This window comes from Pantoea sp. 1.19 (assembly GCF_001922585.1).
Taxonomy (GTDB): Bacteria; Pseudomonadota; Gammaproteobacteria; order Enterobacterales; family Enterobacteriaceae; genus 1-19.
In genome coordinates this window covers 456,072-482,977 of the sequence record NZ_MRBS01000001.1, presented here as the reverse complement: position 1 = coordinate 482,977, position 26,906 = coordinate 456,072, and the positions used below count along the sequence as shown (strand labels likewise).

Annotated in this window: 24 protein-coding genes; 12 read left to right on the top strand and 12 right to left on the bottom strand. The window is 60.5% G+C overall.

Features of this window, described 5'->3' with window-relative positions:
- Positions 1-43: 43 nt before the first annotated feature.
- Positions 44-1,870, bottom strand: coding sequence for a dipeptide ABC transporter ATP-binding protein (locus BS626_RS02585; protein WP_075180831.1), 1,827 nt, complete (start codon positions 1,868-1,870; stop codon positions 44-46).
- Positions 1,863-2,828 (bottom strand): isoaspartyl peptidase/L-asparaginase, encoded by a 966-nt coding sequence (locus BS626_RS02580; protein WP_075180830.1) that lies wholly within the window; start codon positions 2,826-2,828, stop codon positions 1,863-1,865. Before BS626_RS02580 ends, BS626_RS02585 begins: the two co-directional genes overlap by 8 nt.
- 216 nt (positions 2,829-3,044) lie before the next feature.
- Between BS626_RS02580 and moeA the strand changes: the two genes are divergently transcribed.
- Entirely contained in the window at positions 3,045-4,280 is a 1,236-nt protein-coding gene (moeA, locus tag BS626_RS02575) for a molybdopterin molybdotransferase MoeA (RefSeq protein ID WP_075180829.1), read from the top strand.
- Positions 4,281-5,039 (top strand): molybdopterin-synthase adenylyltransferase MoeB, encoded by a 759-nt coding sequence (gene moeB / locus BS626_RS02570; protein WP_075180828.1) that lies wholly within the window; start codon positions 4,281-4,283, stop codon positions 5,037-5,039.
- A gap of 243 nt (positions 5,040-5,282) precedes the next feature.
- On the opposite strand, the gene BS626_RS02565 is transcribed toward moeB, so the two are convergent.
- Positions 5,283-5,513: a glycerol-3-phosphate responsive antiterminator gene (locus BS626_RS02565; protein WP_256374837.1), complete on the bottom strand. Its 231-nt coding sequence runs from the start codon at positions 5,511-5,513 to the stop codon at positions 5,283-5,285.
- 75 nt (positions 5,514-5,588) lie between these two features.
- Positions 5,589-6,482, bottom strand: a complete 894-nt coding sequence (locus BS626_RS02560; RefSeq protein ID WP_371328474.1) for a LysR substrate-binding domain-containing protein — start codon at positions 6,480-6,482, stop codon at positions 5,589-5,591.
- Between the two features lie 223 nt (positions 6,483-6,705).
- Between BS626_RS02560 and BS626_RS02555 the strand changes: the two genes are divergently transcribed.
- The 4 genes from BS626_RS02555 to BS626_RS02540 are packed head-to-tail and all read left to right on the top strand — an operon-like array spanning position 6,706 to position 11,078.
- Positions 6,706-8,061: an MFS transporter gene (locus tag BS626_RS02555; protein WP_075180826.1), complete on the top strand. Its 1,356-nt coding sequence runs from the start codon at positions 6,706-6,708 to the stop codon at positions 8,059-8,061.
- Between the two features lie 15 nt (positions 8,062-8,076).
- Positions 8,077-8,580: a formaldehyde-activating enzyme gene (gene fae, locus BS626_RS02550; protein ID WP_075180825.1), complete on the top strand. Its 504-nt coding sequence runs from the start codon at positions 8,077-8,079 to the stop codon at positions 8,578-8,580.
- 9 nt (positions 8,581-8,589) lie between these two features.
- Complete coding sequence (locus BS626_RS02545; protein WP_075180824.1) at positions 8,590-9,636, top strand: aldo/keto reductase; 1,047 nt, start codon at positions 8,590-8,592, stop codon at positions 9,634-9,636.
- Complete coding sequence (locus tag BS626_RS02540) at positions 9,633-11,078, top strand: NAD-dependent succinate-semialdehyde dehydrogenase (RefSeq protein WP_075180823.1); 1,446 nt, start codon at positions 9,633-9,635, stop codon at positions 11,076-11,078. Before BS626_RS02545 ends, BS626_RS02540 begins: the two co-directional genes overlap by 4 nt.
- Positions 11,079-11,110: 32 nt before the next feature.
- Here BS626_RS02540 and BS626_RS02535 read toward each other — a convergent pair whose 3' ends face one another.
- From BS626_RS02535 to mntR, 6 genes are all read right to left on the bottom strand, one after another.
- Positions 11,111-12,703 carry an ABC-F family ATPase gene (locus BS626_RS02535; protein WP_075180822.1) on the bottom strand — a complete coding sequence of 531 codons (1,593 nt, stop codon included), beginning with the start codon at positions 12,701-12,703 and terminating at the stop codon, positions 11,111-11,113.
- A gap of 109 nt (positions 12,704-12,812) precedes the next feature.
- Positions 12,813-14,336 (bottom strand): efflux transporter outer membrane subunit, encoded by a 1,524-nt coding sequence (locus BS626_RS02530; RefSeq protein WP_075180821.1) that lies wholly within the window; start codon positions 14,334-14,336, stop codon positions 12,813-12,815.
- 1 nt (position 14,337) lies between these two features.
- A complete protein-coding gene (locus BS626_RS02525; protein WP_075180820.1) occupies positions 14,338-15,906 on the bottom strand; it encodes a DHA2 family efflux MFS transporter permease subunit in 1,569 nt (522 codons plus the stop codon).
- Positions 15,903-17,012, bottom strand: coding sequence for an HlyD family secretion protein (locus BS626_RS02520; RefSeq protein WP_075181110.1), 1,110 nt, complete (start codon positions 17,010-17,012; stop codon positions 15,903-15,905). The genes BS626_RS02525 and BS626_RS02520 overlap by 4 nt, the downstream gene beginning before the upstream one ends.
- Positions 17,013-17,133: 121 nt before the next feature.
- Positions 17,134-18,243 (bottom strand): SLC13 family permease, encoded by a 1,110-nt coding sequence (locus BS626_RS02515; RefSeq protein WP_075180819.1) that lies wholly within the window; start codon positions 18,241-18,243, stop codon positions 17,134-17,136.
- 26 nt (positions 18,244-18,269) lie between these two features.
- Positions 18,270-18,725, bottom strand: coding sequence for a manganese-binding transcriptional regulator MntR (mntR, locus tag BS626_RS02510; protein ID WP_075180818.1), 456 nt, complete (start codon positions 18,723-18,725; stop codon positions 18,270-18,272).
- A gap of 497 nt (positions 18,726-19,222) precedes the next feature.
- Between mntR and BS626_RS02505 the strand changes: the two genes are divergently transcribed.
- On the top strand, positions 19,223-20,803 hold the full coding sequence (locus BS626_RS02505; protein WP_075180817.1) for a phosphoethanolamine transferase: 1,581 nt from the start codon (positions 19,223-19,225) through the stop codon (positions 20,801-20,803).
- Positions 20,804-20,856: 53 nt separating this feature from the next.
- Here the strand turns inward: BS626_RS02505 and ompX are convergent, their stop codons facing one another.
- Positions 20,857-21,366, bottom strand: coding sequence for an outer membrane protein OmpX (gene ompX / locus BS626_RS02500; RefSeq protein ID WP_075180816.1), 510 nt, complete (start codon positions 21,364-21,366; stop codon positions 20,857-20,859).
- A gap of 361 nt (positions 21,367-21,727) precedes the next feature.
- Between ompX and rhtA the strand changes: the two genes are divergently transcribed.
- The 5 genes from rhtA (at position 21,728) to glnQ (ending at position 25,862) form a co-directional block, all read left to right on the top strand.
- Positions 21,728-22,618: a threonine/homoserine exporter RhtA gene (gene rhtA / locus BS626_RS02495; RefSeq protein WP_075180815.1), complete on the top strand. Its 891-nt coding sequence runs from the start codon at positions 21,728-21,730 to the stop codon at positions 22,616-22,618.
- A 238-nt stretch (positions 22,619-22,856) separates the two neighbouring features.
- Positions 22,857-23,360 carry a DNA starvation/stationary phase protection protein Dps gene (gene dps / locus BS626_RS02490; RefSeq protein WP_075180814.1) on the top strand — a complete coding sequence of 168 codons (504 nt, stop codon included), beginning with the start codon at positions 22,857-22,859 and terminating at the stop codon, positions 23,358-23,360.
- 299 nt (positions 23,361-23,659) lie between these two features.
- On the top strand, positions 23,660-24,406 hold the full coding sequence (glnH, locus tag BS626_RS02485; protein ID WP_075180813.1) for a glutamine ABC transporter substrate-binding protein GlnH: 747 nt from the start codon (positions 23,660-23,662) through the stop codon (positions 24,404-24,406).
- Positions 24,407-24,483: 77 nt separating this feature from the next.
- Positions 24,484-25,143 carry a glutamine ABC transporter permease GlnP gene (gene glnP, locus BS626_RS02480; RefSeq protein ID WP_075180812.1) on the top strand — a complete coding sequence of 220 codons (660 nt, stop codon included), beginning with the start codon at positions 24,484-24,486 and terminating at the stop codon, positions 25,141-25,143.
- A complete protein-coding gene (glnQ, locus tag BS626_RS02475) occupies positions 25,140-25,862 on the top strand; it encodes a glutamine ABC transporter ATP-binding protein GlnQ (protein WP_075180811.1) in 723 nt (240 codons plus the stop codon). Before glnP ends, glnQ begins: the two co-directional genes overlap by 4 nt.
- A gap of 35 nt (positions 25,863-25,897) precedes the next feature.
- Here glnQ and rlmF read toward each other — a convergent pair whose 3' ends face one another.
- Positions 25,898-26,824, bottom strand: coding sequence for a 23S rRNA (adenine(1618)-N(6))-methyltransferase RlmF (gene rlmF, locus BS626_RS02470; RefSeq protein WP_075180810.1), 927 nt, complete (start codon positions 26,822-26,824; stop codon positions 25,898-25,900).
- Positions 26,825-26,906: the final 82 nt, after the last annotated feature.

The window sequence follows — 26,906 nt, the reverse complement described above, 5'->3', positions numbered from 1 at the left end:
TTGCTCTCCTGTAGTCCCTGCCAAAAATACGCTGTACGCCCGGCTAGCCAATCGAATGGCGGGCGACATAGTGACCGTCGCTGACCTGCTCCAGCGGAACGGTAAGAGGGGGGTCGCCCAGCGCCCGAATCGGGCTGGGAATATCATCCGCCAGCAGCGGGCGTTCGCGCCGCCGCGCCCCCGGCTCGGCCACCGGCACGGCCGCCAGTAGCTTACGGGTATAGGGATGCTGCGGATGCTCAAACACCGCCTGCCGCGGACCGATTTCAACGATCTGTCCCAGATACATCACCGCTACGCGGTGGCTGATGCGCTCCACCACCGCCATATCGTGAGAGATAAACAGAAAGGCGATACCCCGCTCGCGCTGCAGATCGAGCATCAAATTGACGATTTGCGCCTGGATAGAGACGTCCAGCGCGGAGACCGCCTCGTCGGCAATCACCAGCTTTGGATTCAGCGCCAGCGCGCGAGCGATGCAAATGCGCTGACGCTGCCCGCCGGAGAACGCGTGCGGATAGCGCGAGGCGTGCTCCGGCAGCAGGCCTACGCGGGTCAACAGTTCGGCCACGCGGCGATCCGCCGCCGCGCCGCGGGCCAGGCCGTGCACCAGCAGCGGCTCTTTGATGGCGTAGCCCACCGTCTGCCGCGGATCGAGCGACGCGTAGGGATCCTGAAAAATGAACTGGATATCGCGGCGCAGCGCCGCCAGCGGACGGCCGCGCAGCCGATCGATGCGCTGGCCGTCAAAGGTGATGCTGCCGCCCTGGCTGGCCACCAGCTGCAGCAGCGCCCGGCCGGTGGTGGATTTACCGCAGCCCGATTCCCCCACCAGCGCCAGCGTCTCGCCGGGACGCAGATCAAAACTGATTTTTTCCACCGCGTGCACCCGGCGGGTGATGCGGTTGCGCCAGCCGCTGCGCAGGTCAAAGCCGGCCACCAGGTCACGGACCTCCAGCAGCGCCGGCCCGCTGGGAGCCGGCGGCGCGACAGCGAGGGAGGGCTCGCCGCCCGGCAGCGGGAATTTTTCCGGCAGAGGTTTACCGCGCATCGCCCCCAGTCGCGGTACCGCCGCCAGCAGCGCGCGGGTATAGGGCTGCTGCGCGCGATAAAAAATCGCCTCCGGTGTACCGCTCTCGACGGGAGAGCCACGGTGCATGACCTGCACGCGGTCGGCCATTTCGGCGACCACCCCCATATCATGGGTGATAAAAATCATCCCCATGCCCATCTCGCGCTGCAGGGCGCGCATCAGCTGCAAAATTTGGGCCTGAATCGTGACGTCCAGCGCGGTGGTGGGCTCATCGGCAATCAGCAGCGCCGGACGACAGGAGAGCGCCATCGCAATCACTACCCGCTGGCGCATGCCGCCGGAGAGCTGATGCGGGTAGCGGCGCAGCACGTTACCGGCATCGGGAATACGCACGCAGTCCAGCATATCGCGCGCCTGCTGCCACGCTTCGCGCCGCGACGATCCCTGATGCAGGCGGAAAGATTCGGCAAGCTGGTCTCCGATGGTGAACACCGGATTCAGCGTGGTCATCGGCTCCTGAAAAATCATCGCCACGTCAGCGCCGCGAATCTGCCGCAGCTGGCTGGCCGGCAGCGCGCGCAGATCGCACACCTCGCCGCTGCGGCGACGCAGCCAGATTTCACCGTCGGTAATTTGCCCGCCGCCCTGCTCCACCAGCCGCATCAGCGCCAGCGAGGTGACCGACTTGCCCGAGCCCGATTCGCCGACGATGGCCAGGGTCTCACCGCGCTTTACCGTCAGCGACAGGCCGTTCACCGCCGGCGTGTCGCCAAAGGCTACGCGTAGACGGTTGACCGCCAGTACCTGATCCGCCGCCAGCGGGGATGAGTCAGCCATGTCCCCCCTCCCCGCAGCCTTCGCGATAGATGCCGACGGAGGGCGCATCGCCCACCCGGGCCGAGGCGCGGTACATGCCTTCGGTGGTAAACGGCATGGCCAGATTGCCTTCGCGATCAATGGCAATGGCGCCGCCGCTGCCGCCGAGTACCGGAATTTTTTCGCCAATCACCCGCTCACTGGCCTCCTGCAGCGACAGGCCGGCATACTCCATCAGCGCAGCGATATCGTAGGCGGCCAGCGTGCGCATAAACACCTCGCCGGTGCCGGTACAGGAGACGGCTACGTTGGCATTATTGGCATAGCAGCCGGCGCCAACGATCGGCGAATCACCGACCCGCCCGGCCAGCTTATTGGTCATGCCGCCGGTGGAGGTGGCCGCCGCCAGATTGCCGGCGAGATCCAGCGCCACCGCACCCACGGTGCCAAACTTACGATCGCTATCCAGCGGCGCACCGTCGTGATCCAGCAGGGTCTGCTGCGCCGCCTGCGCGCGCTCCAGCTGGGCCCGTCGCGCCGGCGTGGAGAAAAACGCGGGCTCAACCGCCTCCAGTCCCTGCAGGAAGGCAAAGGTTTCGGCACCTTCGCCAATCAGCAGCAGGTGCGGACTGGACTCCAGCACCGCTCGCGCGGCGAGGATCGGATAGCGGATGCGGCTGACGCCCGCCACCGCGCCGGCCTCCAGCGTGCGGCCATCCATGATGCAGGCATCCAGCTCGTGGCGGCCCTGATGGGTAAAGACGCTGCCGACGCCGGCGTTAAACAGCGGGCAGGCTTCGAGCTGGCGCACGGCCTCTGTTACCGCGTCCAGCGCACTGCCGCCCCCGGCGAGGAGGGCCTGTCCGCACGTAACGATCGCGGACAGCGCGTCGACGTAGGCCCGCTCCTGCTCTGGCGACAGCCGGGACCGGGCAATCGCGCCCGCGCCGCCGTGAATAGCAATAACCGCTTTCCCCATGATTAACGTCACCCTGCGTGATTAAATCGGCATGAAAAACACTGAGTTAGGCAATAACGCCCCGGTAAAAAATCGTAATTTTTGACTATAGGTAGGCCCGGATGCCTTGTAAAGCAGATTATGGAATAAGCTCATAGCCAACCGGCACACGCCGTGGTTTATCCCCCTGCGCCGGTCTGCCATAATTATCCTCTGCGATCTCTACGAGGTATCACTATGGAAAGCTTTACCGCCGGGTTGATTTCACTGGAAACAGCGCGGGAAAAGATGCTGGCGGCGGTCACGCCCATTAGCGAGACGCGGCGTCTGCCGCTCGCTACCGCAGCGGGCCTGGTGACCGCCGGCCCGGTCATCTCTCCGGTGAACGTGCCGCCGTTCGCCAATTCGGCGATGGACGGCTACGCCGTGCGGCTGGCCGATCTGGCCACCGGCCAGCCGCTGCCGGTAGCCGCAAAAGTGTTTGCCGGCAGCCCGCTGGCGGCTGACTGGCCGCCTGCCACCTGCCTGCGAATCATGACCGGGGCGCCCGTTCCCGCCGGGGCCGATGCGGTGGTGATGCAGGAGCTGGCCGAGGTAAGCGAAGCGGGCGTGCGCTTTCAGGGCGTTGTGCAGCCGGGGCAGAACATTCGCCTGCCCGGCGAGGATATCCGGGCCGGTGCGACGGTGCTGGCGGCCGGCGTGCGCCTCGGTGCCGCCCAGCTGCCGCTGCTGGCGTCACTGGGCGTCAGTGAGGTTGAAATCCTGCGCCCACCGCGCGTGGCCATCTTCTCCACCGGCGACGAGCTGGTGCCTCCCGGTCAACCGCTGGCCGATGGGCAAATTTACGACACCAACCGCTTTGCCGTGCGCCTGATGCTGGCGCAGCTTGGCTGCGAAGTGCAGGACCTCGGCATTATTCGCGACGACGAAACCGCGCTGCGCGCGGCCTTCGAGCGCGCCGATGCCGACGCCGACGTGGTGATCAGCAGCGGCGGCGTGTCGGTGGGCGAAGCCGACTACACCAAATCGCTGCTGGAGAGCCTCGGTGAGGTCAACTTCTGGAAGCTGGCGATCAAGCCCGGAAAACCGTTTGCCTTTGGCCGCCTGCCAAACAGCTGGTTTTGTGGCCTGCCCGGCAATCCGGTCTCCGCCGCGCTGACCTTTTATCAGCTGGTGCAGCCGCTGTTGGCGAAATTGAGCGGCCGGCAGGGCCCGTCGCTGCCGCCGCGGCTGCGCGCCCGCGCCGTCGGGGCATTGAAAAAACAGCCCGGCCGTCTCGATTTTCAGCGTGGGGTGTTTAGCCGCGGTGCAGACGGCGAACTCCAGGTAAAAAGCACCGGCCATCAGGGTTCACACGTCTTCAGCTCCTTCAGCCAGGCCAATTGCTTTATCGTGCTGGAGCGCGAACGCGGGCGAGTGGAGGACGGTGAATGGGTCGAGATCGAGCCCTTTAACGCGCTGTTGGGAGGCTGAATGCTGCCGGAGCTGAGCGATGAAGAGGCGCTGCGCTATAACCGACAAATCGTGCTGCGCGGCTTTGATTTTGAGGGTCAGGAGCGGCTGAAGGCGGCGCGGGTGCTGGTAGTAGGCCTTGGCGGACTCGGCTGCGCCGCCGCGCAGTATCTGGCCGCAGCGGGCTGCGGCACGCTGACGCTGCTGGACTTTGACGTGGTGTCCCTCTCCAATCTGCAGCGCCAGGTGCTGCACGGTGACGCCAGCCTGGGCCAGCCGAAGGTGGATTCCGCCCGGGCTAGCCTCGCCGCCCTGAATCCCCACGTGACGCTGAACGTGATAAACCAGCCGCTGGATGAGGCGGCGCTGGCGGCGCAGATTGCCGCTCACGATGCGGTAGTGGACTGCACGGATAACCTCGCCACCCGCGAACAGCTCAACCGCGGGTGTTTTGCCGCCCGGGTACCGCTGGTCTCTGGCGCCGCTATCCGTATGGAGGGGCAGCTTAGCGTCTTTCGCTGGCAGCCGGAGGCGCCCTGCTATCGCTGCATCAGCCGGCTGTTCGGCGCGCCGACGCTCAGCTGTGTGGAAACGGGCGTGATGTCGCCGCTGGTGGGGGTAATTGGCGCGCTGCAGGCGATGGAGACCCTGCGTCTGCTGACCGATTACGGCGCATCGGTGGCCGGTAAGCTGCTGATTTACGATGCGATGACGCTGCAGTTTCGTGAGGTGAAAGTGGCGAAAGACCCGCAGTGTGAGGTGTGCAGCCGCGCTGAGTAAGGGGAGTCGGGGCAGACGGTGGAAACCTTACCGGCGTGCAGCCAGCCTGAAGACGGGGGAGCCAGGCTCCCCGCGTCGTTTATTCCTCAGGGGGAAGAGACTGCTGGCCAGGTGAGGCGTTCACTTAACCTGCCAGACGCCACGGTTGGCATACCGCCGGGCTGGATCCGCAGCCAATCCGGCAGCGATTGTACAATCTGCTTTTCAATATTACTCAACGGAAGTGAATCGGGTACAAAGACGTTATATGACGCAAAAAGCCTGCTGTCGCGCCGCTTTTAGCATCGCCGGTTTGGTGCTGATAATGCCATCTGTCCCGGTGACAATTTTCAGGAACGGAATCACCGCTTCCTGATTGGAACTGCCCTCCAGCAGATCGGCAGGAATGAAAGCCAGCTTAGCCGCCGGTTTGGTCTGCTGCACGCTGTCGCCAGTATTGCAATGGCACCGTGCAGCACCGAGACCACTCGACAATCCGACGCCAGCGCCGCCTGCAATCCCGCCGCATCTTTTACCACCGCCAGCACCGGGTACTGCCGTAACACCGCCTCAAGCTTCACACACTTCTCCTGTTGCTATCTGGGTTAACAACCACTCACGAAATACCCTGACGCGCGGCAAGTCACGCTTAGGCGCGGGGATTTCCAGCCAGTAACCGCGGGGACTGCGCAGTGCCAGCGGTGACAGTTCCACCAGCATCCCCTGCCGCAGTTCATTGACGATCATGCCGCGATCCAGTACCGCATAGCCCGCCCCCGTGATGCAGGCGTTGATCGCCTGATCCTGGGTGCTGAACTCCAGCCCACTCTCCTGCGGCTGCGGCGCTTCCCCCGCCGCCTCGCACCAGCGCGCCCAGTTATCCAGTCGGCTATCGCCATTCAGTACATGTAAATGGGGAACGCCCTGCAGCGGGGGGAAAACATGGTCGATCATTAATAGCGGGCTGCTAACCAGTACCAGGGTTTCGTAACGCAGCCACTCCCCCCGGGTGCGTGCTTCCTCCGGCGAACCAAAACGGATGGCGCCATCAAAATCACAGTATTTTTGCCGGGCTTCACTGATCAGGGCGATTTGCAACTGACTGTTACGCTGGCGCAGGGTCACCAGACGAGGAGCCAGCCAACGGGTGGCAAAGGTGGGCGCGACCTGTAGGCGCAGATGCTGGCGAGGGTTACGCAGCTGCACCCGTTCAATTCCCTCTTCCAGCACATCCAGCGACTGACGCACAACCGGCAATAGCATTATCGCTTCCTGAGTCAGAACTAACCCGCTGTGGCTGCGAATAAACAGATCTTTACCGATGAAGGTTTCCAACTGGCGAAGCTGACGACTGGCGGCACTCTGGGTAATAAACAGGGCGTCTGCCGCTTTGCTGACGCTCAGCGTCCGACAAGTCTCTTCAAATAATCGCAGTAAATTGAGGGCGGGCAGCTTTCTCTTCACGCCAACTCCCTGTGTAGCCGCAGACGATATGATCCGACCCATACTTTACCCACTCTCGCCAACGTACTCGAAGAAAAGGGCGAAAAATCAGAGCCTAATCACAGGAAATTTTGGAATAGGGGTATGACTAAAACGCACTGGCTACCGCGGCTGCCTGCTGCCATTTTGTAACCTGCATTCAACAAAAAAATAACAACACACCACTCCCACAGGAGGCAGGAAGATGCAACAAACTCTTCAACTGGATGATGTACCCTTTAACCGTTTTCACTTCAAAATCACCGGACTGACCTTCGGTGCTCACCTGACCGATGGCTACGTGCTCGGCGTTATTGGGTTCGCGCTGGCGCAGCTGACGCCGCAAATGGGGCTGACGCCCTTCTGGCAGGGAATGATTGGCAGTTCGGCGCTGATTGGCCTGTTTCTCGGTAGTCTGGTTCTCGGCTGGCTGGCCGACATCGTGGGTCGCCAGCGCATCTTTACCCTGAGCTTTATCATCATCACCCTCGCCTCGTTGATGCAGTTCTGGGCCGAGAGCGCCAGCCAGCTGTTTCTGCTGCGGGTACTGGTGGGTATCGGCCTCGGCGGCGACTTCTCGGTTGGCCATACCCTGCTGGCAGAGTTCGCCCCGCGCCGCCATCGCGGCGTCATGCTCGGCGCATTCAGCGTGCTGTGGACGGTGGGCTACGTCGCCGGCAGTTTCGCCGGTCATTACGCGACGATGGCCAGCCCGGAAGCGTGGCGCTGGCTGCTGGCGTCGGCTGCCGTACCCGCTTTTATTATCCTGATCATGCGCTTTGGCACCCCGGAATCTCCCCGCTGGCTGATGCGTAAAGGGCGTCGTGAAGAGGCGCTGGCGATCGTGAAACGGTATTTTGGCGATCACGTGATGCTGCAGCCGGAACCCTGCAACAGCGAGTCGCGCAATCTGGCGGTATTATTCAGTCCGCTGTATCGCCGCCGTACCGCCTTTAACTGCCTGTTCTTCGTCTGCCTGGTACTGCCCTACTTCGCCATTTACACCTTTTTACCGACGATCCTCACCGCCATGGGACTGGGCAGCGACTTCGGCACGGATCTGCTGCTGAGCGGTTTGCTGTTTGTCGGCGCGGTACTGGGTATTGGCCTGACCATCGCCTGCTCCCGTCGCGGCTTCCTGATCGGCGCCTTTATTTTCCTTGCCTTGTGCCTGGTCGCCATGAGCCTGCCCGGCCAACAGCACAGCGGCTGGCTGATTGCCTGCTTCGCCGCCTTCACGCTGATTATGTCAGCGGTCAGTAACCTGGTCGGCGTGTTTCCCGCGGAGAGTTTCCCGACGGAAGTACGCTCAATGGGCGTCGGGCTGGCGATTTCCGTCAGCCGCCTCGGGTCGGCCGTCGGTACGCTGCTGTTGCCGGTCGTCATCGGTGATTACGGCGTGCCCACCACCATGGGGCTGCTGGCAGCCATTCTGCTGCTCGGCGCGCTGGTGTCGATTCTCTGGGCGCCGGAAACCAAAGGACTCACGCTGGTGGACGCCGCGCAGGACAGTAAAAGCGCGACGGCCAAAGGCGTACAACAACCCTCATCACTCATTTGAATCGCGGAGAAGTTTATGGAGATGTACATCGGAGAAGGTTTTGCCGGCAACGGGGTGAATGCGTCACACATTAATATCCTGATTGGCCCACGCAGCGGCCCGGTGGGTCAGGCATTTGCCAGCAGTCTGGCCTCGCCGTCACAGGGACACTGCCCGTTTATGGTGGTCATCAAGCCTAACGTCCCGGCCAAGCCGATGACCCTGTACGTCAATAAAGCGGAAATCAGCGGCGACCTGCACGCCAACGCCACCTGGGGTGCCTCGCAGGCGGCCATTGCCAAAGCGGTCACCGACGCGCAGCTCAGCGGACTGTTGCCTGCCGACGCTGAAGATAACTGGTGCATTGTCACCGCCAACTGGGTGAACCCCGCCTGTACCGATCTGGACGAGGTGTACCGCAACAATCTGGCGGCCTGCGCCACCGCCTTGCAGGCCGCCATGGAGAAACTACCGAATCGCCGCCAGCTGGAAGCGGCCCTGCCCGAACTGGGTAACCCGTTTTATACCCCGCAACGTTAAGGAGTCGTGATGGAGTACATTAAGCTCGGCCAGAGTGGCCTTACCGTTTCCCGCCTGTGCCTCGGCACCATGAATATGGGCAGCAAGGCGTGGAAACCATGGATTTTTGATGAGGCCCAGAGCGAACCGCTGATCCGCCATGCGCTGGACGCCGGGATCAACTTTATCGATTTAGCCGATTTCTACTCCAGCGGAGCCGGAGAAGAAGTGGTGGGACGGGTTATCAACCGTATTGCCTGCCGCGATGAACTGGTGCTGGCCACCAAAGTCGGCTATCCGATTGGCGGCGGTCACAACAACCAGGGCCACTCGCGCAAGCACATTATGGACAGCATCGACGGAAGCCTGAAGCGGATGGGCACCGATTATGTGGATATTTATATGCTGCACTATTTCGACGTGACGACGCCGGTAGAAGAGACCTGGGCGGCGATGAACGACATTGTGCGCAGCGGTAAAGCCCGCTACGTCGGCGTCTCGACCATGTACACCTGGCAGCTGGCGAAGATCCTCTGGTGCTGTGAGCGTAACGGCTTCGTCAAGCCGATCAATATGCAGCTACAGCTCAATCTTGCCTACCGTGAAGAAGAACGTGAAATGATTCCGTTTTGCCGCGATCAGGGGCTGGGCGTGTCGGTGTTCAGTCCGCTGGCCCGCGGCTTGTTGAGCGGCGATCTGCATTCGGTGCGTAACAAAACCGATTTCTTTACCCATGAAATGTACGCCGACGCCACCTCATTACACATTGCCGAGTCGGTGGACCGCGTGGCACAGCAGCTCGGTGTGCCGCCGGCACAGGTCGCGCAGGCCTGGGTGCTGCGCCATCCCGGCGTGGACGCCATGCTGGTGGGCGCCGACTCTCCGGCGCAAATTGACAGCGCCATCGCCGCAATGAGCACGCCGCTGGACGAGGACGCCCTCTATGAGCTGGAGCGTAACTACACGCCGTGCGATGTGATTAACGATTACACCGCTGGCAAGCGAATGTCCCGCGAAAGCCGCCCGCCCCGCACGCTGTCAGGCGCCGCCAATGATGAAACAAGGAGTATTGCATGAGCCGTTTTGCACACCTGATCCAGACCGGCTGGTACTGTAATGGTCACTGGCGCACTGCCGCACAGCACTACCCGGTGACCAATCCGGCCGACGACAGTCTGGTGGCGGAAGTGGCCTGCGTCGGTGCGGCAGAAACCGAGGCGGCAATTCAGGCCGCGGCGGATGCCCTGCCCGCCTGGCGCGGGCAAACCGCCAAAGCACGCGCGGCCATCCTGCAACGCTGGTATCAGCTGATCATGGAAAATCAGCAGGCGCTGGCGGAACTGATGGTGGCGGAACAGGGCAAAGTGCTGAGCGAAGCGGTAGGGGAAGTGGCCTACGCCGCCAGCTTTATCGAATGGTTCGCCGAGGAGGGTAAACGCGCCTATGGGCAGGTTATCCCCTCGCCGAAGCCGGGTAATCAGATCCTGACCCTGAAGCAGCCGGTTGGCGTGGTGGCCGCGATTACGCCGTGGAACTTCCCGCTGGCAATGCTCACCCGTAAGCTCGGACCGGCGCTGGCCGCCGGCTGCACTGCGGTGATTAAACCCGCCAATGAAACGCCGCTCTCCGCCTTTGCACTGATCGTGCTGGCCGGGCAGGCCGGCGTGCCTGCGGGAGTCATCAATGCCGTCACCGGTGATACCGTCGCCATTGGGGAAACCCTGATGCGCAGCCCGACGGTGCGTAAGGTTTCGTTTACCGGCTCGACGCCGACCGGCAAGCTGCTGATGCGCCAGGCCGCGGACACGGTGAAAAAGCTGTCGCTGGAGCTGGGCGGCAATGCGCCGTTTATCGTTTTCGATGATGCCGATATTGACGCCGCCGTGGCCGGCGCTATCGCAGCGAAATTTCGCAACAGCGGGCAAACCTGCGTTTGCGTTAATCGCTTTTACATTCAGGAAGGGGTCTACGATCGCTTTGTCCAGCAGCTTACCGCTGCCGCCCGCGCACTGAAGGTGGCACCGGGCATGACGCCGGGGGCACAGCAGGGGCCGCTGATCCATGCCAAAGCGGTGGAAAAAGTGGCGCAGCACGTGGCCGATGCGCGCGCCAAAGGCGCCACGCTGCTGTGCGGCGGCGAAGGTCTGCCGCTGGGCGCCAACTTTTTCCAGCCAACGGTACTCGGTGACGCCACGGAAGCGATGCGCCTGGCATATGAAGAGACCTTTGGTCCGCTGGCGGCCTGTTTCCGCTTCCGCGAGGAACAGGAGGTGATCCGCCGCGCTAACGCTACGCCATTTGGTCTGTCCGCCTACCTGTGGACCCGCGACCTCGCCCGTGCGCTGCGCGTGGCGCCGCAGCTGGAGAGCGGCATGGTCGGCATTAACGAAGGGATCATCTCCACCGAAGTGGCGCCGTTTGGCGGAGTCAAGGAGTCTGGCCTTGGCCGGGAAGGGTCTGATGTGGGGCTGGAAGAGTATCTGGAAACCCAGTATCTGAATATCGGTCAGCTGCAGTGATAAAAAAGGCGGGGAGTTCCCCGCCTGATGGCTTACTCGATACCCTTGCTGCGCAGGTAATCTTCGTAGCTGCCGCTGAAGTCGATGACTTTACCCGGGGTCAGTTCAATCACCCGCGTGGCCAGCGAGCTGACAAACTCACGGTCGTGCGAGACAAAAATCAGCGTGCCTTCATACATCTCCAGCGCCATGTTCAGCGATTCGATGGATTCCATGTCGAGGTGATTGGTGGGCTCATCCATGATCAGGATGTTCGGGCGCTGCATCATCAGCTTACCAAACAGCATCCGCCCTTTTTCGCCGCCGGAGAGCACCTTAGCCGGCTTTTTGATGTCGTCCTGGCTGAACAGCAGGCGGCCAAGAATGCTGCGCACCGCCTGCTCGTCGTCGCCCTCCTGCTTCCACTGGCTCATCCAGTCAAATACCGTCAGGTCATTGGCGAAGTCTCCGGCGTGATCCTGGGCGTAGTAGCCAATGCGGGCGTTTTCCGACCACTTTACCGTGCCCGCGTCTGGCTGCAGTTCACCCACCAGAGTCTTGAGCAGCGTGGTTTTACCGATGCCGTTGGTGCCCAGCACCGCCAGCTTCTCGCCCACTTCCAGCAGCAGGTTGGTGCCCTTGAACAGCGGGCCGTTATCAAAGCCCTTGGTCAGGCCTTCCACCTCCAGCGCGTTACGGAACAGCTTTTTATCCTGCTCAAAACGGATAAACGGGTTCTGTCGACTGGACGCCTTCACTTCATCCAGCTTGATTTTATCAATCTGCCGCGCGCGTGAAGTAGCCTGTTTAGACTTGGAAGCGTTGGCGCTGAAGCGGCTGACGAACGATTGCAGCTCGGCAATCTGCGCTTTTTTCTTGGCGTTGTCCGACAGCAGGCGCTCGCGCGCCTGAGTAGCGGCGGTCATGTATTCATCGTAGTTGCCCGGATAGACGCGCAGCTCGCCGTAATCCAGATCCGCCATATGGGTGCAGACCATGTTCAGGAAGTGACGGTCGTGCGAAATGATGATCATCGTGCTGTTACGCTCGTTGAGCACGGTTTCCAGCCAACGAATGGTGTCGATGTCGAGGTTGTTGGTCGGTTCATCGAGCAGCAGAATGTCCGGGTTGGAAAACAGCGCCTGCGCCAGCAGTACGCGCAGTTTCCAACCGGGAGCGACTTCGCTCATTGGCCCATAATGCTGTTCCAGCGGGATGCCGACGCCCAGCAGCAGCTCACCGGCGCGCGCTTCTGCGGTGTAGCCGTCCATTTCGCCGTATTTGACTTCCAGATCGGCCACCTTGTAGCCATCCTCTTCACTCATTTCCGGCAGCGCATAGAGGCGGTCGCGCTCCTCTTTCACTTCCCACAGCTCGGCGTGGCCCATGATCACCGTGTCAAGCACGCTGTATTTCTCAAAGGCAAACTGATCCTGACGCAGTTTACCGATGCGCTCGTTGGGATCGAGCGAGACGTTGCCGTTGGTCGGCGTCAGATCGCCGCCCAGGATCTTCATGAAGGTCGACTTGCCGCTGCCGTTAGCGCCGATCAGGCCGTAGCGATTGCCGCCGCCGAATTTTACTGAGATGTTTTCAAACAGTGGCTTACTGCCAAACTGCATAGTGACGTTACTGGAGACGAGCACGGAATTGCCTTCTTATCAAAATGAAGCCGCGCCCGGAAACCGGGCACGGCCTGTCGTGAATTTGACCACAGTATGCCATAAAAATGGCGCTAACCGTAGGGGGGCGTCATCAGCCGGTCGGCGCCGGGCCAAAAACGTTGTAATCCGGCAGCGTCACCTGCTGGAACGGCTCCCAGCCGCCGCCGAGCGCTTTGTACAACGCTACCAAATCCAGGCCGGTTTGCATCCGGGCACTGGCCAGCTGCTGCGCCGACTGCGCCAGCTGCCGCTGTACGCTAAGCACGTCAATAAAGCTGCTGTTGCCCTCGCGGTAGTTATCGTTGGCCAGCGAGAAGGTTTGCTGCAGTGAGGCCACGCTCTCCTCCAGCCGCGCGACCTGCTGCTGGTCAGTGCGGTAGCTGACCAGCGCGTTTTCCACCTCCTGCAGCCCGGTGAGCACCGTCTGGCGATACTGCAGCACCGCGCTGGCCTGCTGCGCCCGCGCCACCTTCACGCTGGAGACCAGCCGGCCCCCCTGGAAAATGGGGATAGTCAGCGACGGGCCGACGCTGTAAAAGTGGCTGCTCCAGTGGGTCAGGCTATCGGCTTCGGTATTGCGCAGGCCAAACTGCCCGGTCAGCGACAGGCTGGGGAACAGCTGCGCCACCGATACGCCGATATTGGCAGTGGCGGCGTGCAGCTCCGCTTCGGCCCGGCGAATGTCCGGCCGCCGACGCGCCAGCGTCGACGGGATACCGACCGGCACCGCCTGCGGCAGCGCCGGCAGCGGTTTATCACCGCGCAGTTCCGCGTCCAGCGCGCCCGGTGGCTGACCGAGCAGCAGCGCCAGGCCGTTCATCGCCTGCTGGATTTGCGCCTCCAGCGGCGGCAGCTGCGCCTGCAGGCCGCTGAGCTGAGCGCGGGCGTTCTCCACATTCATTTGCGGCGTCAGGCCGTTTTGCTGCTGGCTGCGGGTGAGCTCCACCGTCTGCTGCGCGCTGTTAATCTGCTGCTGCAGCGTCTGGCGGATTGCCTGAGCGCCGCGCAGCTGCAGCCAGGCGCGCACCACTTCGGCTTCCAGCGATACCAGTGCGTCGTTGCGCTGCTCTATCGCGGCCCGGGTCTGCGCGTCGGCGGCTTCCACCTGGCGGCGCACCTTGCCCCACAAATCCAGCTCCCAGGCGGCATCAAAGCTGCCCTGATAGAGGTTGACCGGTTTTGTCAGGCCATCCAGCGCCTCGCCCAGCGCCGGATTAACCTCATTGGCGCGCTGGTACACGCCCTGCGACTCCAGCTCCCCCTTCAGACCCAGCTGCTGCCGGGTGTAACCGACGTTGCCCTGCACCGATGGCAGATAGCCGCCGCGCGCCTGCGCCAGCTGCTCGCGCGCGCCGGCGATGCGCAGCACCGTCTGCTGCAGGCTGAGGTTGCCGGTAATCGCGCGCCCCATCAGCCGGTTGAGCTGCGGATCGTTGAAACTGCGCCACCATTGCGTCTGCGGTTGCCCCGCAGTGGGCCGCGACGCGGCCGTCGCATCAAGCGCCTGCCAGCGATAGGGCAGCGGCGAATCCGGTGCGCGATAATCGGGCCCAACCGCACAGCCGCCGAGCAGCAGCGCTAACGTGAGAAGAGAGAGTGTCTGCGTAACCTGCATGTCAGTGCGCTCCAGGGCTGCCGGCGCTTTTGATCGGCGACAGCAGTAAACAAAGGGGAATCATCAGCATTGCCACCAGTCCCAGCAGCGTAAAGACGTCGACGTAGGCCAGGATACGCGTCTGAGCGATCATCTCTCGGTACAGCTGTCCGGTCGCCAGCGCCATCGGGTCCCCCACCAGGGTGGTAAAGTCGCGGATACCTTGCGCCAGCTTGGCCAGCGCCAGGTTAAAGTTCTCATTTAGCGGTGACATGTTGTGCACCATGTACGCACTGTTAATCTGGGTATAGTTGGTGATCGACGCGGTCGACAGCGAGATCCCGATGGATCCCGCCACGTTTCGAAACATGGTAAACAGCGCCGACGCGTCGGCGTTGAGCCGCTGCGGTAACGAGGCGAAGGCAATGGTGGTCAGCGGCACAAACAGGAACCCGAGGCCAAACGACTGGGCGCTGCGCATCATTACCAGCGTGGTGAAATCGACCTGCGGATTCAGCCCGGCAGAGTAAAACATCGACAGCATCAGCATCGTGAAGCCAAAGGCGATTATCCAGCGAGTTTGCACCACTTTCATCAGTTTAAGCACCACCGGAATGGTCAGCACGATCAGCAGCGCCCCGGGCGACAGCACCAGCCCGGACCAGGTGGCGGTATAGCCCAGATCCTGCTGCGCCAGCTGCGGCAGCACCACGGAGCTGCCGTAGAGGATCGCCGCCATGCCGGCCATCAGAATACCGGCCACCGCGAAGTTACGATCCTTCAAACAGGTCAGATCCACCACCGGCTTGCGGGCGTACAATAACCAGTAGATCGCCCCCACCAGCCCGATGGCGGTAAGGATGGCCACGGTAATGATAAAGTGAGAGCTGAACCAGTCTTCGTCCTCTCCCTTGTCCAGCATCACCTGCAGGCAGCCGAGGCCGAGCGTAATCAGGCTGATACCGATGTAATCAATGCTCAGTTTATCGCGGGGTACCTTTTTCTCCCACGGCGGATCTTCCAGCAGCTGATACACCGCCAGCACGGTAATGATGCCCACCGGAATATTGATAAAAAATACCCAGCGCCAGCTGTAGTTATCGGTTATCCAGCCGCCCAGCGTCGGGCCCAGCACCGGCGCAACGATAATGGCGATGGAGGAGAGCCCGAAGGCTTTACCGCGATCTTCTACCTTGAAATAATCGAGCAGCACCGACTGCTGCACCGGCTGCAGTCCCCCGCCGAAAAAGCCCTGCATAATGCGAAACAGGATAATTTGCCACAGTTCGGTCGCGATGCCGCACAGGAAAGAGCTGACGGTAAACATCACGACGCAGATCAGGAAAAACTGTTTGCGCCCCAGCAGGCGGCTGAAGAAGGCTGACAGCGGCAGCACGATGCCGTTCGCCACCAGATAGGAGGTCAGCACCCAGGTGGATTCGTTATAGCTGGACGAGAGCGATCCGGCAATGTGCGGCAGCGCCACGTTGACGATGGTGGTGTCGAGGATCTCCATAAACACCGCCAGGGTGACCACCAGCGCCACCGCCCACGGATTGCTGGCCGGCCGCCAGCTGCTGTCGTGGGTCATTCCACCGTCACCGTTGGTTCCACCGACAGCCCCAGCGGCAGAGGATGGTTCGCATCCAGCCCGCGGTCAATCACGATTTTCACCGGGACGCGCTGGACGATTTTCACGAAGTTGCCGGTGGCATTTTCCGCCGGAAACGCGGAGAAGCGCGAACCCGTGCCCATCTGAATGCTGTCAACGTGGCCTTCCAGTTTGCGATCCGGGAAGGCATCGACCGAAATAGACACTTTATCGCCGGGATTCATCCGCGCGAGCTGGGTCTCTTTAAAATTAGCGGTGACCCACACGTGTGGTGAGACCAGCGAGAACAGCGCGCTGCCCGCCTGCACCAGCGATCCCTGATCGACATTGCGCTTGGTGATAAAGCCGTCGTAGGGCGCGCGCACCTCGGTCCAGGAGAGATTCAGCTCGGCGACCTGCAGCTGCGCCCGCGCCTGCGCCAGCTGACTGCGCCGCGCTTCAACGTTAGTCTCCTGCAGACGAATTTGCAGCGGTATCTGGGAGGCGACTTCCACCTGTGCGCTGGCGCTTTGCAGCGCCGCGCGGGCCGAGCGCAGCTGAGCGTTGGCGGCGTCAATGGTGCGCTGTGAGGTGGCGCGCGGGTCAACGCCGCGCTGGCGGCGATAGTCCGCCTCGGCATTGCTCAGATTGGCCTGCGCCTGCGCCTGCTGCGCCAGGGCCTGATCGCGCTGGGCAGGATACTGGACTTTGGACAGCGCCAGCTGCGCCTCGGCCTGATGCAGCTGGGATGTCGCCAGCGACAGCTGGGCTTTGGCCTGCGCAACTGACGCTTGCGCATCGCGCGGATCGATAACCAGCAGGAGATCGCCCTTCTTCACCCGCTGGTTATCACGGATCAGTAGCTGTGTCACATAGCCCGACGTTTGCGGCGCAATGGTCGCCGCGTTGCCCTCAGTAAAGGCGTCATCGGTGGTTTCCAGATTACGCGTCGATATCCAGTACCACAGCGCCACCACCAGCATGATGATCACGACCACGGCGAGGATAATGAGCGGTTTTTTACCCGGGCGCTTACGCGTGAATTTGTCGTCGGTCGCGCCGTCTTGCTGCGCGTCGTCTGCAGAGGATGTGTGTTGTTCGGCCATAGTTTTCATCAATTTTCATCGGCCTCCCGACGAGGCCGAACTCCCTAATGGCTTTAACAATAGGAGGAAAATTGACAAAATCAACGCTAACTTGACGTCCGTTTAGATTAAATAACAAAAGTTAGCTAAGCAGACGCCACAGCAGCCAGCCGCTGAGCAGTGCCCAGGCCAGCATGGGCAGTGAGAACAGGTGAAACTGCCACCAGATAGCGCGATCCCTGGCCATGCGCAGCGCAATCAGATTCGCCAGCGATCCGGGCAGCAGACCAAAACCGCCAATGTTCACCGCCCATGCCAGCAGCGTTGAGGCCGGCAGCATGTTCAGCAGCAGGATGGTGGTGGGGACATTACTGATCAGCTGTGATAGTCCGGCGGCGAGCAAAAACTGCTGCCCCTCCCCCATCTGTTGCACCTGCGGCAGCCACTGCTGCAGCAGCGGCAGGCGCATTAGCAGCCAGACGTCAATGAACATCACCACAAACACCAGCAGCAGGCTCCAGTCGAGGCTCAGCAGCAGGCGTGGGGCGCGCAGCAGGAACACCAGCAGCACCAGCGCCAGCCCCCACGGCGCCAGCCCGTGTTCCAACAGCAGGAAAAATACCCCGTACAGCAGTACGCTGGTGAACAACAGCGGCCGCTGCCAGCCGAGCGCTTCGCCCGCCGGGTGACGCTGGAGGGGGCGTGCGCGGAAGCTGCAGGCGGTCAGCAGAAGCAGGCTGGCCATCATCAGCGCCGCCAGCGGCAGCATCTGGGTAATAAAGTCGATAAAACCGGCGTCACCGTGACGCCACAGCAGAATATTTTGCGGATTGCCCATCGGTGTCAGCAGCGATCCGGCATTGACCGCCAGCGCCTCAAAGATGATCAGCCGCGATACCGGCAGAGTAGAGTATTTGCGCAGCGTCAGGGTCAGCGGCACGGTAATAAACAGCGCCACATCGTTGGTGAGGAAGGTCGACAGCAGCGCCGAGGCGGCAACCATAAACAGCGCCAGCCCGCGCTCGTGCTGAAAACGCTGAATCAATCGCCGCCCCAGCCAGTCGAAATAGCCGCTGGCTTCTATCCCCTTGGTAAGGATCAGCAGCCCGGCCAGGGTGATAATGGTTTGCCCGTCCACCGCGGCGGGCAGCGCCCGCCACGAAAAGGGCACCAGACAGGCAAGCAGGACGGCAATTAACAGCAACAGATGCAGGAAGCGATCCTGCAAAAACGGCAGCAGCAGTGTGCGCATAGCAGCGGATCCGGTATCCAATAGCCTTATCGGGCTTCAGTAAACTGCCTGAAGATGGCCAGCGTTTCATCGCTGACATGATGCTCCAGCCCTTCGGCATCCCGGCGAGCGGTATCCGGGCTCACGCCAAGCGCCAGCAGGAAATTTTCAACGATAAAGTGGCGAACCCGACTGGCTTCCGCCAGCTCTTCCCCTTCGTGAGTCAGAAATACCCCGCGATAGGGCACCTGCTCAACCAGCCCGGCGCTGGCCAGCCTTTTCAACATCTTGGCCACGGTGGGCTGCGATACGCCGAGGCGCGCCGCCATATCGACCTGGCGAGCCTCACCAAACTCACGAATTAAATCCGAAATCAGCTCAACGTAGTCGTCAATCAGCTCGCGGCGGTGGGCTTCGCGAACCTGGCGAAAGCCCTCAACGTGTTCTTCAATATCTTTTAGAGGCCCGTTAGGGCTGGCCGCAGGTTTGGCACGACGACTCATTAAGCTTCCTCTTGATTCCTTCCGGCTTGCTCAACAGGCCGGTTGCGGGTGGCCTATTGTAAACCAGCCTCCGCAAACGTCCAGGCTTCGTTAAATAGCCTTGGCTAAAGGGTATAGCCTGTGCTATACATGATGAAAATAGCATCATCTGTGGATCACCCGGGAGGTCGCCATGAAAAAACCCCTGCTATTTACCCTCTGGGGGCGCTCACCGTTTCAGCTGCGGCTGCAGCTGATGGCGTTACTCACTTCCCCCAAAAAAACCGACGACGCCACGCCCTGACGCCCGCAGGGCTTTTTTTTAAGCACTTCACACCATCCATGCTAAGTGCCGGTTGCACTTCAAAAAAAGTCGGATTATCTTTAGCCGCCCGTTCGTGAGCGTGCTGGCCGCGGTGCGCGTGTACCCGACGGCTTCCCTGGCATGAACGCGTCGGCCCGGCCGTCGATCCGCAGCGCCTGCTGCGCCTGTTCCCTTTTGCACCAGAAGTCACACAATGAATGTCATCCTGAGTATGCTGCAACCCGGTTCCCGCCTGCGGGAAAGCCTCAGCCCGTGGCCCGGGCTATATCTGGTGTTTTCTCTGGCCATCAATATCGGGCTCGGCTATCCCGTCAGCGGCTATTATGCGCTGGCGTTTACCGCCCTGCTGTTACTGCTGGGTCGCCAGTGGCCGAGGGTGCAGAAAGGCCTGCTGCTCAGCACCGCGCTGCTGGCCGGGTTTTACTATCCGTTTGGACAGGCGTACGGCCCGCCGAATTTTAATACCCTGCTGGCGCTGCACGCCACCAATGTCGCAGAGGCCAGCGAAATTCTGCAGGTGTTCCCGTGGAGCAGCTATCTGATTGGGGTTGCGATAATGGCGTGTGGCGCGCTGGCGCTGCGCGGCCCGCAGCGCCCGCGGCGGCGCTTTGCCTGGTTTGACGCCGCCTGCCTGCTGGTTACCGCGGTAGCCGCGCTGACACAGCCGCTGCTTAACGCCACCCACGGCGGCGTATTCAGCCTGACCGATGCCGGTTTTCCGCTGGTGCGTTTTACCAAAGATACGCTGGTAAGCAAGCTGCGCGTCGATGAAGAGCTGGCGCGGATGCAGGCCCTGACTGCTCAGGAAGATGACTGGACGGTGAGCAGCGTAAACCCCGGGCGCCAGATTTACGTGCTGGTTATCGGTGAAAGCGCCCGTCGCGATGCCCTGGGGGCGTTTGGCGGCCGCTGGTCGAACACACCGTGGATGAGTGCGGCAAAGGGCCAGCTTTTTACCCACTATATTTCGGCGGCGTCGTCAACGCAGAAATCACTCGGCCTGACGCTGAACCGGGTACAGGACGGCAAGCCGCTTTATCAGGATAACATTATCACCCTCGCTAACCGCGCCGGTTTCAGCACCTGGTGGTTATCAAACCAGGGACAGATTGGGCAGTATGATACGCCGATAGCCAGTATTGCCCGACGCGCCGGCCATGCGCAGTTTTTGAAACGGGGCGATTTTGAGGCGGATAAAAGTACCCGCGATACGGATCTGCTGGCGCTGCTGCCGCCGGCGCTGGCTCAGCCGGTGGATAAGCCGCGGCTGGTGGTGCTGCATTTGATGGGCTCACACCCCAAGACCTGCGATCGCACCGGCGGACGCTATCAGACCTTTTTCCATAGCCCGGAGCTCTCCTGCTATCTGGAAAGCATTCGGCAGACCGATCAGTTTTTGCAGGAGCTGCACGCGCGGCTGCACGCCAGCGGCCTGAGCTGGTCGATGATTTATTTTTCCGACCACGGCATGGCGGTTAAGTCACGCGGCACCAGCAGCGCTTACCTGGCGCATGACGATCGCTTCCGGCAGAACTACGACGTGCCGCTGTTTATTACCGCCAGCGGCGATACGCAGCGCCAGACCATCGCCGCGCCGCGCTCGGCCAACGATTTTCTGACGCTGTTTGTGCAGTGGACCGGGATCCGCACCCCGCAGGTTCGCACCGACTGGCATTTTATGTCATCGCAGTCGGCCGGGCCGCAGTGGGTGACGAATTTTGCACTGAAGCGCCGGGCCTACGACACGCTGCCAGAAGACCCGTTGGGGCCATAATTGGGCAAAAAAAAATCCGCCCGAAGGCGGATTTTTTGGCATGCTGACAGCAATTAGAAGCTGTAGCCAACGCCCACAGTCCAGGTACCGATGTCTACGCTGCGAACGCGGCTCTGCTCGTAGCCAACGTCCAGCGCGATGTCTTGCATCGGGTTGAACTGCATACCTGCGCCGTAGGAGAAACCAACGTCGCTGTAGTCATTTTTGTCACGGTTCGGGCCATTGCTGACGAATTTACCGTAGCCAATACCCACTGCACCGTAGATGCTGGCCCAGTCGTTCAGACGGTAAGCCGGACCTGCAGTCACACCGTAGTACTGACCTTTGTCGTAAAAGCCATCAGTAGTGCGATCTTTCTCGGTGTAGGTGAAAGAACCGATCCAGCCCAGGGCGTCGGAGCCGTTCTCATAGCGATATTTCAGGTTGAAGCCGTTAGCTTTGTTAGCCACGCCCTGAAAGTCGCTCTGCGCGTAACCAGCAGTTACGGTGCTTTTCGCCATTGCGGAGCCCGCGGAAACTGCCAGTACACAAGCCAATGCTGAAAGACATGCAATTTTTTTCATAACCACCTCAAATGTGATAGTACTTCTTCTCCTGACAACGCTGAAAATATAGCAAAAACTAGCGGGAAACTCTGCCTCGATTTTGTTGTCCAAAGCAAGATTTCGTGTAACAGAAAATGAATGGCAGATCACATGTCATTCTTTTTACGGATGTTTTTTGTGATACGCCACGCATAATTTGCAATTGTAAAGAAAGGTTCATTGAGATAATTCCTAAAAAAATCGCCTGTTTTTTCGCCTTTTTGTGTCTTTATCGCCAGGAACTCGCCGATTTTTCCGACAAACTTTCCCCCTTTTTCTCCTTCCGGTAGACTCCCTGCGGTGCATTGTCGTCTTCCCAGTCAGGAATAAGGTGAACAGGATGTCTCTTCCCCCGTCGCGCAGCAGCGTCGCCATACCGGTCATGGTGATTCTGATTTCAATGATTTCAATCCAGAGCGGCGCCTCTCTGGCCAAAACGCTGTTTCCGCTGATCGGCGCCACCGGTATAACCGCGCTGCGCCTTGGCCTGGCCACGCTGATTTTAAGCATTATCTTTCGCCCCTGGCGGCTGCGTTTTCGCCGCGAACAGCGATGGCCGCTGATATGCTACGGGCTGGCGCTGGGTGGCATGAACTATCTCTTTTATCTCTCCATCCGTACGGTGCCGCTCGGCATTGCGGTTGCGCTGGAGTTTACCGGTCCGCTGGCGCTGGCGCTGCTGGGCGCGCGGCGGCCGCTGGATTTCGTTTGGGTGGTGCTGGCGGTACTTGGCCTGGTATTTTTACTGCCGCTGGGACAGGATTTTTCCGCGGTGGATCCGCTGGGCGCAGGGCTGGCGGTTGGCGCCGGTGCCTGCTGGGCGGTGTACATTCTCACCGGCCAGCGCGCCGGCGCCGATCACGGCCCGGCGACCGTGGCAATGGGGTCGCTTATCGGCGCGCTGGTGTTTGTGCCGCTCGGGGTGGGATTTTCTCAGCTGGATCACTGGAGCTGGTCACTGCTGCCGCTGGGGCTGCTCCTGGCCGTGCTCTCCAGCGCACTGCCCTACTCGCTGGAGATGGTGGCGCTAACCCGCCTGCCGGCGCGCACCTTCGGAACCCTGATGAGCCTGGAGCCGGCCATGGCGGCTCTCTCCGGCATGCTGTTTCTCGGCGAGTGGTTGACCCTGACCCAGTGCCTCGCGCTGCTGGCGATCATTGCCGCCAGCATGGGCGCCACGCTCACCGTGCGCGGCAAAGCGACGATTACCCCCCTGGAGCGACCTGACTAGGCCTGCGCGGGAGCGGTGGCGCTGATGATGCTGTGTTGTATTCATTTACATTTCGCCATCCGCCGCTGATGTTTTTCAAAAAATCACCTATTTTCAATAAATTAATCAACTTCCCTGCCGGTTATTAGCCGCGACCTTTCACAGCGACAGGCAGCGCCTGCCCGGCAAACCGGTGGGGTTCTGCTACACTTATTGCCGTACTTGAGAGGACAACTTCATTATCAAGAGGATATAAATGATGGGTACCGCTAAATTGGTTAAAACGAAATCTCCCGATCTACACTACACACGCAACGATGTATCTGAGAGCGAGAAGAAAGCGACCATCGCGGTGTTGAATCGTTTAGTCATCGCGTTCATTGATCTGTCGCTTATCACCAAGCAGGCGCACTGGAACATGCGCGGCGCCAACTTTATTGCCGTTCACGAGATGCTGGATGGCTTTCGCACCGCGCTGGTTGAACACTCCGACACCATGGCCGAGCGTGCCGTGCAGCTGGGCGGTGTGGCGCTGGGTACCACGCAGATCGTCAATGACAAAACGCCGCTAAAAGCTTATCCGCTGAACATTCACAGCGTGCAGGATCACCTGAAGGCACTGGCCGATCGCTACGGCATCGTCGCCAACGACGTGCGTAAAGCCACCGGCGAAGTTGAAGACGAAGACACAGCCGATATCTTCACCGCCGCTTCCCGCGACCTCGATAAATTCCTGTGGTTTATCGAGTCCAACATTGAGTAATTGAATCTCTCACCCGACGCCGTTCGGGCAATGCGCAGGGCGACCCCTTTCGCCCTGCGCGTTTTTTGTGCCTCCCTCCTGCTGCACAAACCGTTATCCCTCCTCCCGCGCACCTTTTTGGATCGCACGCCCCTTTTTGGCGCCCTCCCGTGGTGCAGTGTGAGCCATCGCCCGCTTTTGTTCGGAAAAAGATGAATTAATCGATTGTTTTTGCTTATAGTGATCAAGATGGCACGATTTTTTCATGTCGTGACCCGACTCGCGCGGGATTTTCCCGTCGGACAGATAAGGAAAATAAAATGACGTTAGCAATTAAAGGCTCACTGGCGGCTCTGGCGCTCGCCTTCGCGGTCTCCTCCACCGCGGCTGAAAAGCAACTTATCGTCGCAACCGATACCGCTTTTGTTCCCTTCGAGTTTAAGCAGGGGGATAAATACGTGGGCTTTGACATCGATTTGTGGGATGCCATCGCCAAAGAACTGAAGCTGGATTACACCCTGAAGCCGATGGATTTCAGCGGCATCATCCCGGCGCTGCAAACGAAGAATGTGGATCTGGCGCTGGCCGGGATCACCATCACCGATGAGCGCAAAAAGGCAATTGAGTTTTCTGACGGCTACTATAAAAGCGGCCTGCTGGTGATGGTGCGCAACAATAACAATGACATTAAGAGTGCTGCCGACCTGAATGGAAAAGTGGTGGCCGTGAAGAGCGGTACCGGATCGGTCGACTACGCGAAAGCCAACATCAAGGCGAAAGACCTGCGTCAGTTCCCGAACATTGATAATGCCTACCTCGAGCTGGCCACTAACCGCGCGGATGCGGTCCTGCACGACACGCCCAATATCCTCTACTTTATCAAAACGGCCGGCCAGGGCCGATTTAAAGCGGTAGGCGATTCGCTGGAAGCTCAGCAGTACGGCATTGCCTTCCCGAAAGGCAGCGATGCGCTGCGCGAAAAAGTGAATGGCGCGCTGAAAACCCTGCGCGAAAACGGCACGTATAACGCCCTCTATAAAAAGTGGTTCGGTACTGAACCGAAATAAGCCGTTTGCTTGTCAGGGGAGCCCTGCTCCTCTGTCTTTTTGCTGTTTTTGACGGCCACAAAACCGGAGAATTAACCATGCAGTTTGACTGGAGCGCCATCTGGCCTGCTCTTCCACTTTTAATGGAAGGAGCCAAGCTGACCCTGTGGATTTCGGTCCTCGGCCTGGTCGGTGGGCTTATTATCGGCCTGGTCGCCGGCTTCGCCCGCGCGTACGGGGGCATCATCAGTAATGCCCTGGCGCTGATTTTCATCGAAATCATCCGCGGTACCCCGATCGTTGTCCAGGTGATGTTTATCTATTTTGCGCTGCCGCTGGCGTTTAGCGACCTGCGCATCGATCCGCTCACCGCCGCGGTGGTGACCATCATGGTCAACTCCGGGGCTTATATCGCCGAAATCACCCGCGGGGCGGTGCTGTCCATTAACAAAGGTTTTCGCGAAGCCGGCCTGGCGCTGGGGCTGTCGCGCCGTGAAACCCTGCGCTATGTGATCATGCCGCTGGCGCTGCGCCGTATGCTTCCGCCGCTGGGTAACCAGTGGATCGTCAGCATTAAGGATACGTCGCTGTTTATCGTGATCGGCGTGGCAGAGTTGACCCGCCAGGGTCAGGAAATCATCGCCGGTAACTTCCGCGCGCTGGAGATCTGGAGTACGGTGGCGGTGATTTACCTGATCATTACCATGGCGCTGAGCCTCGCGCTGCGCCTCATTGAAAAAAGGATGAAAATCCTGTGATTGAATTTAAAAACGTCTCCAAGCATTTTGGTCAAACCCAGGTGCTGCACAATATCGATCTGAAAATTAATCAGGGTGAAGTAGTGGTGATTATCGGCCCCTCCGGCTCCGGCAAATCTACCCTGCTGCGCTGTATCAATAAGCTGGAAGAGATAACCAGCGGCGAGCTGATTGTTGATGGCCTAAAAGTTAACGATCCGAAAGTGGATGAGCGCCTGATTCGTCAGGAGGCGGGCATGGTGTTTCAGCAGTTCCACCTGTTCCCGCAAATGACCGCACTGGAGAACGTCGCTTTTGGTCCCATCCGCGTCCGCGGCGCCAGTAAAGCCGACGCGCACGCGCTGGCAAAGACCCTACTGGGGAAAGTGGGGCTGGCCGAACGCGGCCACCACTACCCGTCTGAACTTTCCGGCGGCCAGCAGCAGCGCGTCGCAATTGCCCGCGCGCTGGCGGTGAAGCCGAAGCTGATGCTGTTTGATGAGCCGACCTCGGCGCTGGACCCGGAGCTGCGTCATGAAGTTCTGAAAGTGATGCAGGATCTGGCCGAGGAAGGTATGACCATGGTGATCGTCACCCATGAAGTGGGCTTTGCGCAGAAAGTGGCCTCGCGGCTGATTTTCGTCGATCAGGGACGCATTGCCGAAGATGGCGATCCGGATACGCTGATCAGCCATCCGCCCAGCGCCCGCCTGAAAGAGTTCCTGCAGCACGTTGCCTGATGAGTACGGGCCGGTGTCAACCGGCCCGCTTTGCCTTACTTCAGTAAACGGCTGCGCGCCGTTTTATCAAGAAAGCTCCACGCGATAAAGCGGCTCTGTTTTTGCCCCTGCGCCATATTCACCACTCTGACCCGGCTGGCTCCCGCAGCCTTGATCGCCTCTTTCAGTACCGGTAACAGATCGCTGCGTGACACCAGTGAGGTGAACCACCCCACCTGACGACCAAAGTCGACGCTCTCAGCCACGGTTTGCAAAATAAATGCCCGCTCGCCGCCGGGGCACCACAGCTCCTGCTGCTGCCCGCCGAAGTTGAGCGCGCTATCTGCATCGAGGCCGAGGTTCTTTAACTTACGTGCGCTGCCCTGCCGGGCCGTTTCCGCCGAGTCATGGAACGGCGGATTACACAGGGTGGCGCTGAAGCTCTCACCGCGGTGCACTACGCCATGCAGGATGGCCGCCGGGGATTTTTGCCGACGCAGCCGAATGGCGCGGTTCAGTCCCGGATTGGCCTGAATAATCGCGCTGGCCGCGTGAATGGCTTCGGCGTTGATGTCGCTGCCGGTAAAACGCCAGCCATACTCGTGTACGCCAATCAGCGGATAGATCAGATTGGCGCCGCAGCCAATATCCAGCAGCGAGGCCTGTTCCGGTAGCCGCCCGCCGTTGTCTTCCGCCAGCAGATCGGCAAGAAAGTGGACGTAATCGGCACGGCCGGGGATCGGCGGGCAGAGAAAACCGGGCGGAATATCCCAGTCGCGCAGGCCGTAGTAGTGACTGAGCAGCGCGGCGTTGAGGGTTTTTACCGCGGCCGGATCGGCAAAATTCACGGTTTCCCCGCCGTGCGGCGCGGTGTGAATAAACGCGCCCAGCGCGGGCAGAGCCGCGCGCAGCGCGTTAAGATCGTAGCGTCCCTGGTGGCGGTTACGCGGATGAAATCGGGGTGTAGTGGCCGGGGTTTGCATGGCTGTCTCCTGTTAAGGCGCGTTACGATACGCGTCACCGCACTCAGGGTAAATACGCAGCCAACACTTTTCGCACATCAGC

Bases quoted from the DNA above. Each gene is read 5' to 3' on its own strand.
- BS626_RS02530 (WP_075180821.1), bottom strand. From the start codon at position 14,336: ATGCAGGTTACGCAGACACTCTCTCTTCTCACGTTAGCGCTGCTGCTC.
- rhtA (WP_075180815.1), top strand. From the start codon at position 21,728: ATGTCTCTTCCCCCGTCGCGCAGCAGCGTCGCCATACCGGTCATGGTG.
- BS626_RS02580 (WP_075180830.1), bottom strand. From the start codon at position 2,828: ATGGGGAAAGCGGTTATTGCTATTCACGGCGGCGCGGGCGCGATTGCC.
- BS626_RS02585 (WP_075180831.1), bottom strand. From the start codon at position 1,870: ATGGCTGACTCATCCCCGCTGGCGGCGGATCAGGTACTGGCGGTCAAC.
- fae (WP_075180825.1), top strand. From the start codon at position 8,077: ATGGAGATGTACATCGGAGAAGGTTTTGCCGGCAACGGGGTGAATGCG.
- BS626_RS02545 (WP_075180824.1), top strand. From the start codon at position 8,590: ATGGAGTACATTAAGCTCGGCCAGAGTGGCCTTACCGTTTCCCGCCTG.
- moeA (WP_075180829.1), top strand. From the start codon at position 3,045: ATGGAAAGCTTTACCGCCGGGTTGATTTCACTGGAAACAGCGCGGGAA.
- mntR (WP_075180818.1), bottom strand. From the start codon at position 18,725: ATGAGTCGTCGTGCCAAACCTGCGGCCAGCCCTAACGGGCCTCTAAAA.
- rlmF (WP_075180810.1), bottom strand. From the start codon at position 26,824: ATGCAAACCCCGGCCACTACACCCCGATTTCATCCGCGTAACCGCCAC.
- BS626_RS02515 (WP_075180819.1), bottom strand. From the start codon at position 18,243: ATGCGCACACTGCTGCTGCCGTTTTTGCAGGATCGCTTCCTGCATCTG.
- glnP (WP_075180812.1), top strand. From the start codon at position 24,484: ATGCAGTTTGACTGGAGCGCCATCTGGCCTGCTCTTCCACTTTTAATG.
- BS626_RS02525 (WP_075180820.1), bottom strand. From the start codon at position 15,906: ATGACCCACGACAGCAGCTGGCGGCCGGCCAGCAATCCGTGGGCGGTG.
- BS626_RS02555 (WP_075180826.1), top strand. From the start codon at position 6,706: ATGCAACAAACTCTTCAACTGGATGATGTACCCTTTAACCGTTTTCAC.
- ompX (WP_075180816.1), bottom strand. From the start codon at position 21,366: ATGAAAAAAATTGCATGTCTTTCAGCATTGGCTTGTGTACTGGCAGTT.
- dps (WP_075180814.1), top strand. From the start codon at position 22,857: ATGGGTACCGCTAAATTGGTTAAAACGAAATCTCCCGATCTACACTAC.
- BS626_RS02505 (WP_075180817.1), top strand. From the start codon at position 19,223: ATGAATGTCATCCTGAGTATGCTGCAACCCGGTTCCCGCCTGCGGGAA.
- glnH (WP_075180813.1), top strand. From the start codon at position 23,660: ATGACGTTAGCAATTAAAGGCTCACTGGCGGCTCTGGCGCTCGCCTTC.
- BS626_RS02540 (WP_075180823.1), top strand. From the start codon at position 9,633: ATGAGCCGTTTTGCACACCTGATCCAGACCGGCTGGTACTGTAATGGT.
- BS626_RS02520 (WP_075181110.1), bottom strand. From the start codon at position 17,012: ATGGCCGAACAACACACATCCTCTGCAGACGACGCGCAGCAAGACGGC.
- moeB (WP_075180828.1), top strand. From the start codon at position 4,281: ATGCTGCCGGAGCTGAGCGATGAAGAGGCGCTGCGCTATAACCGACAA.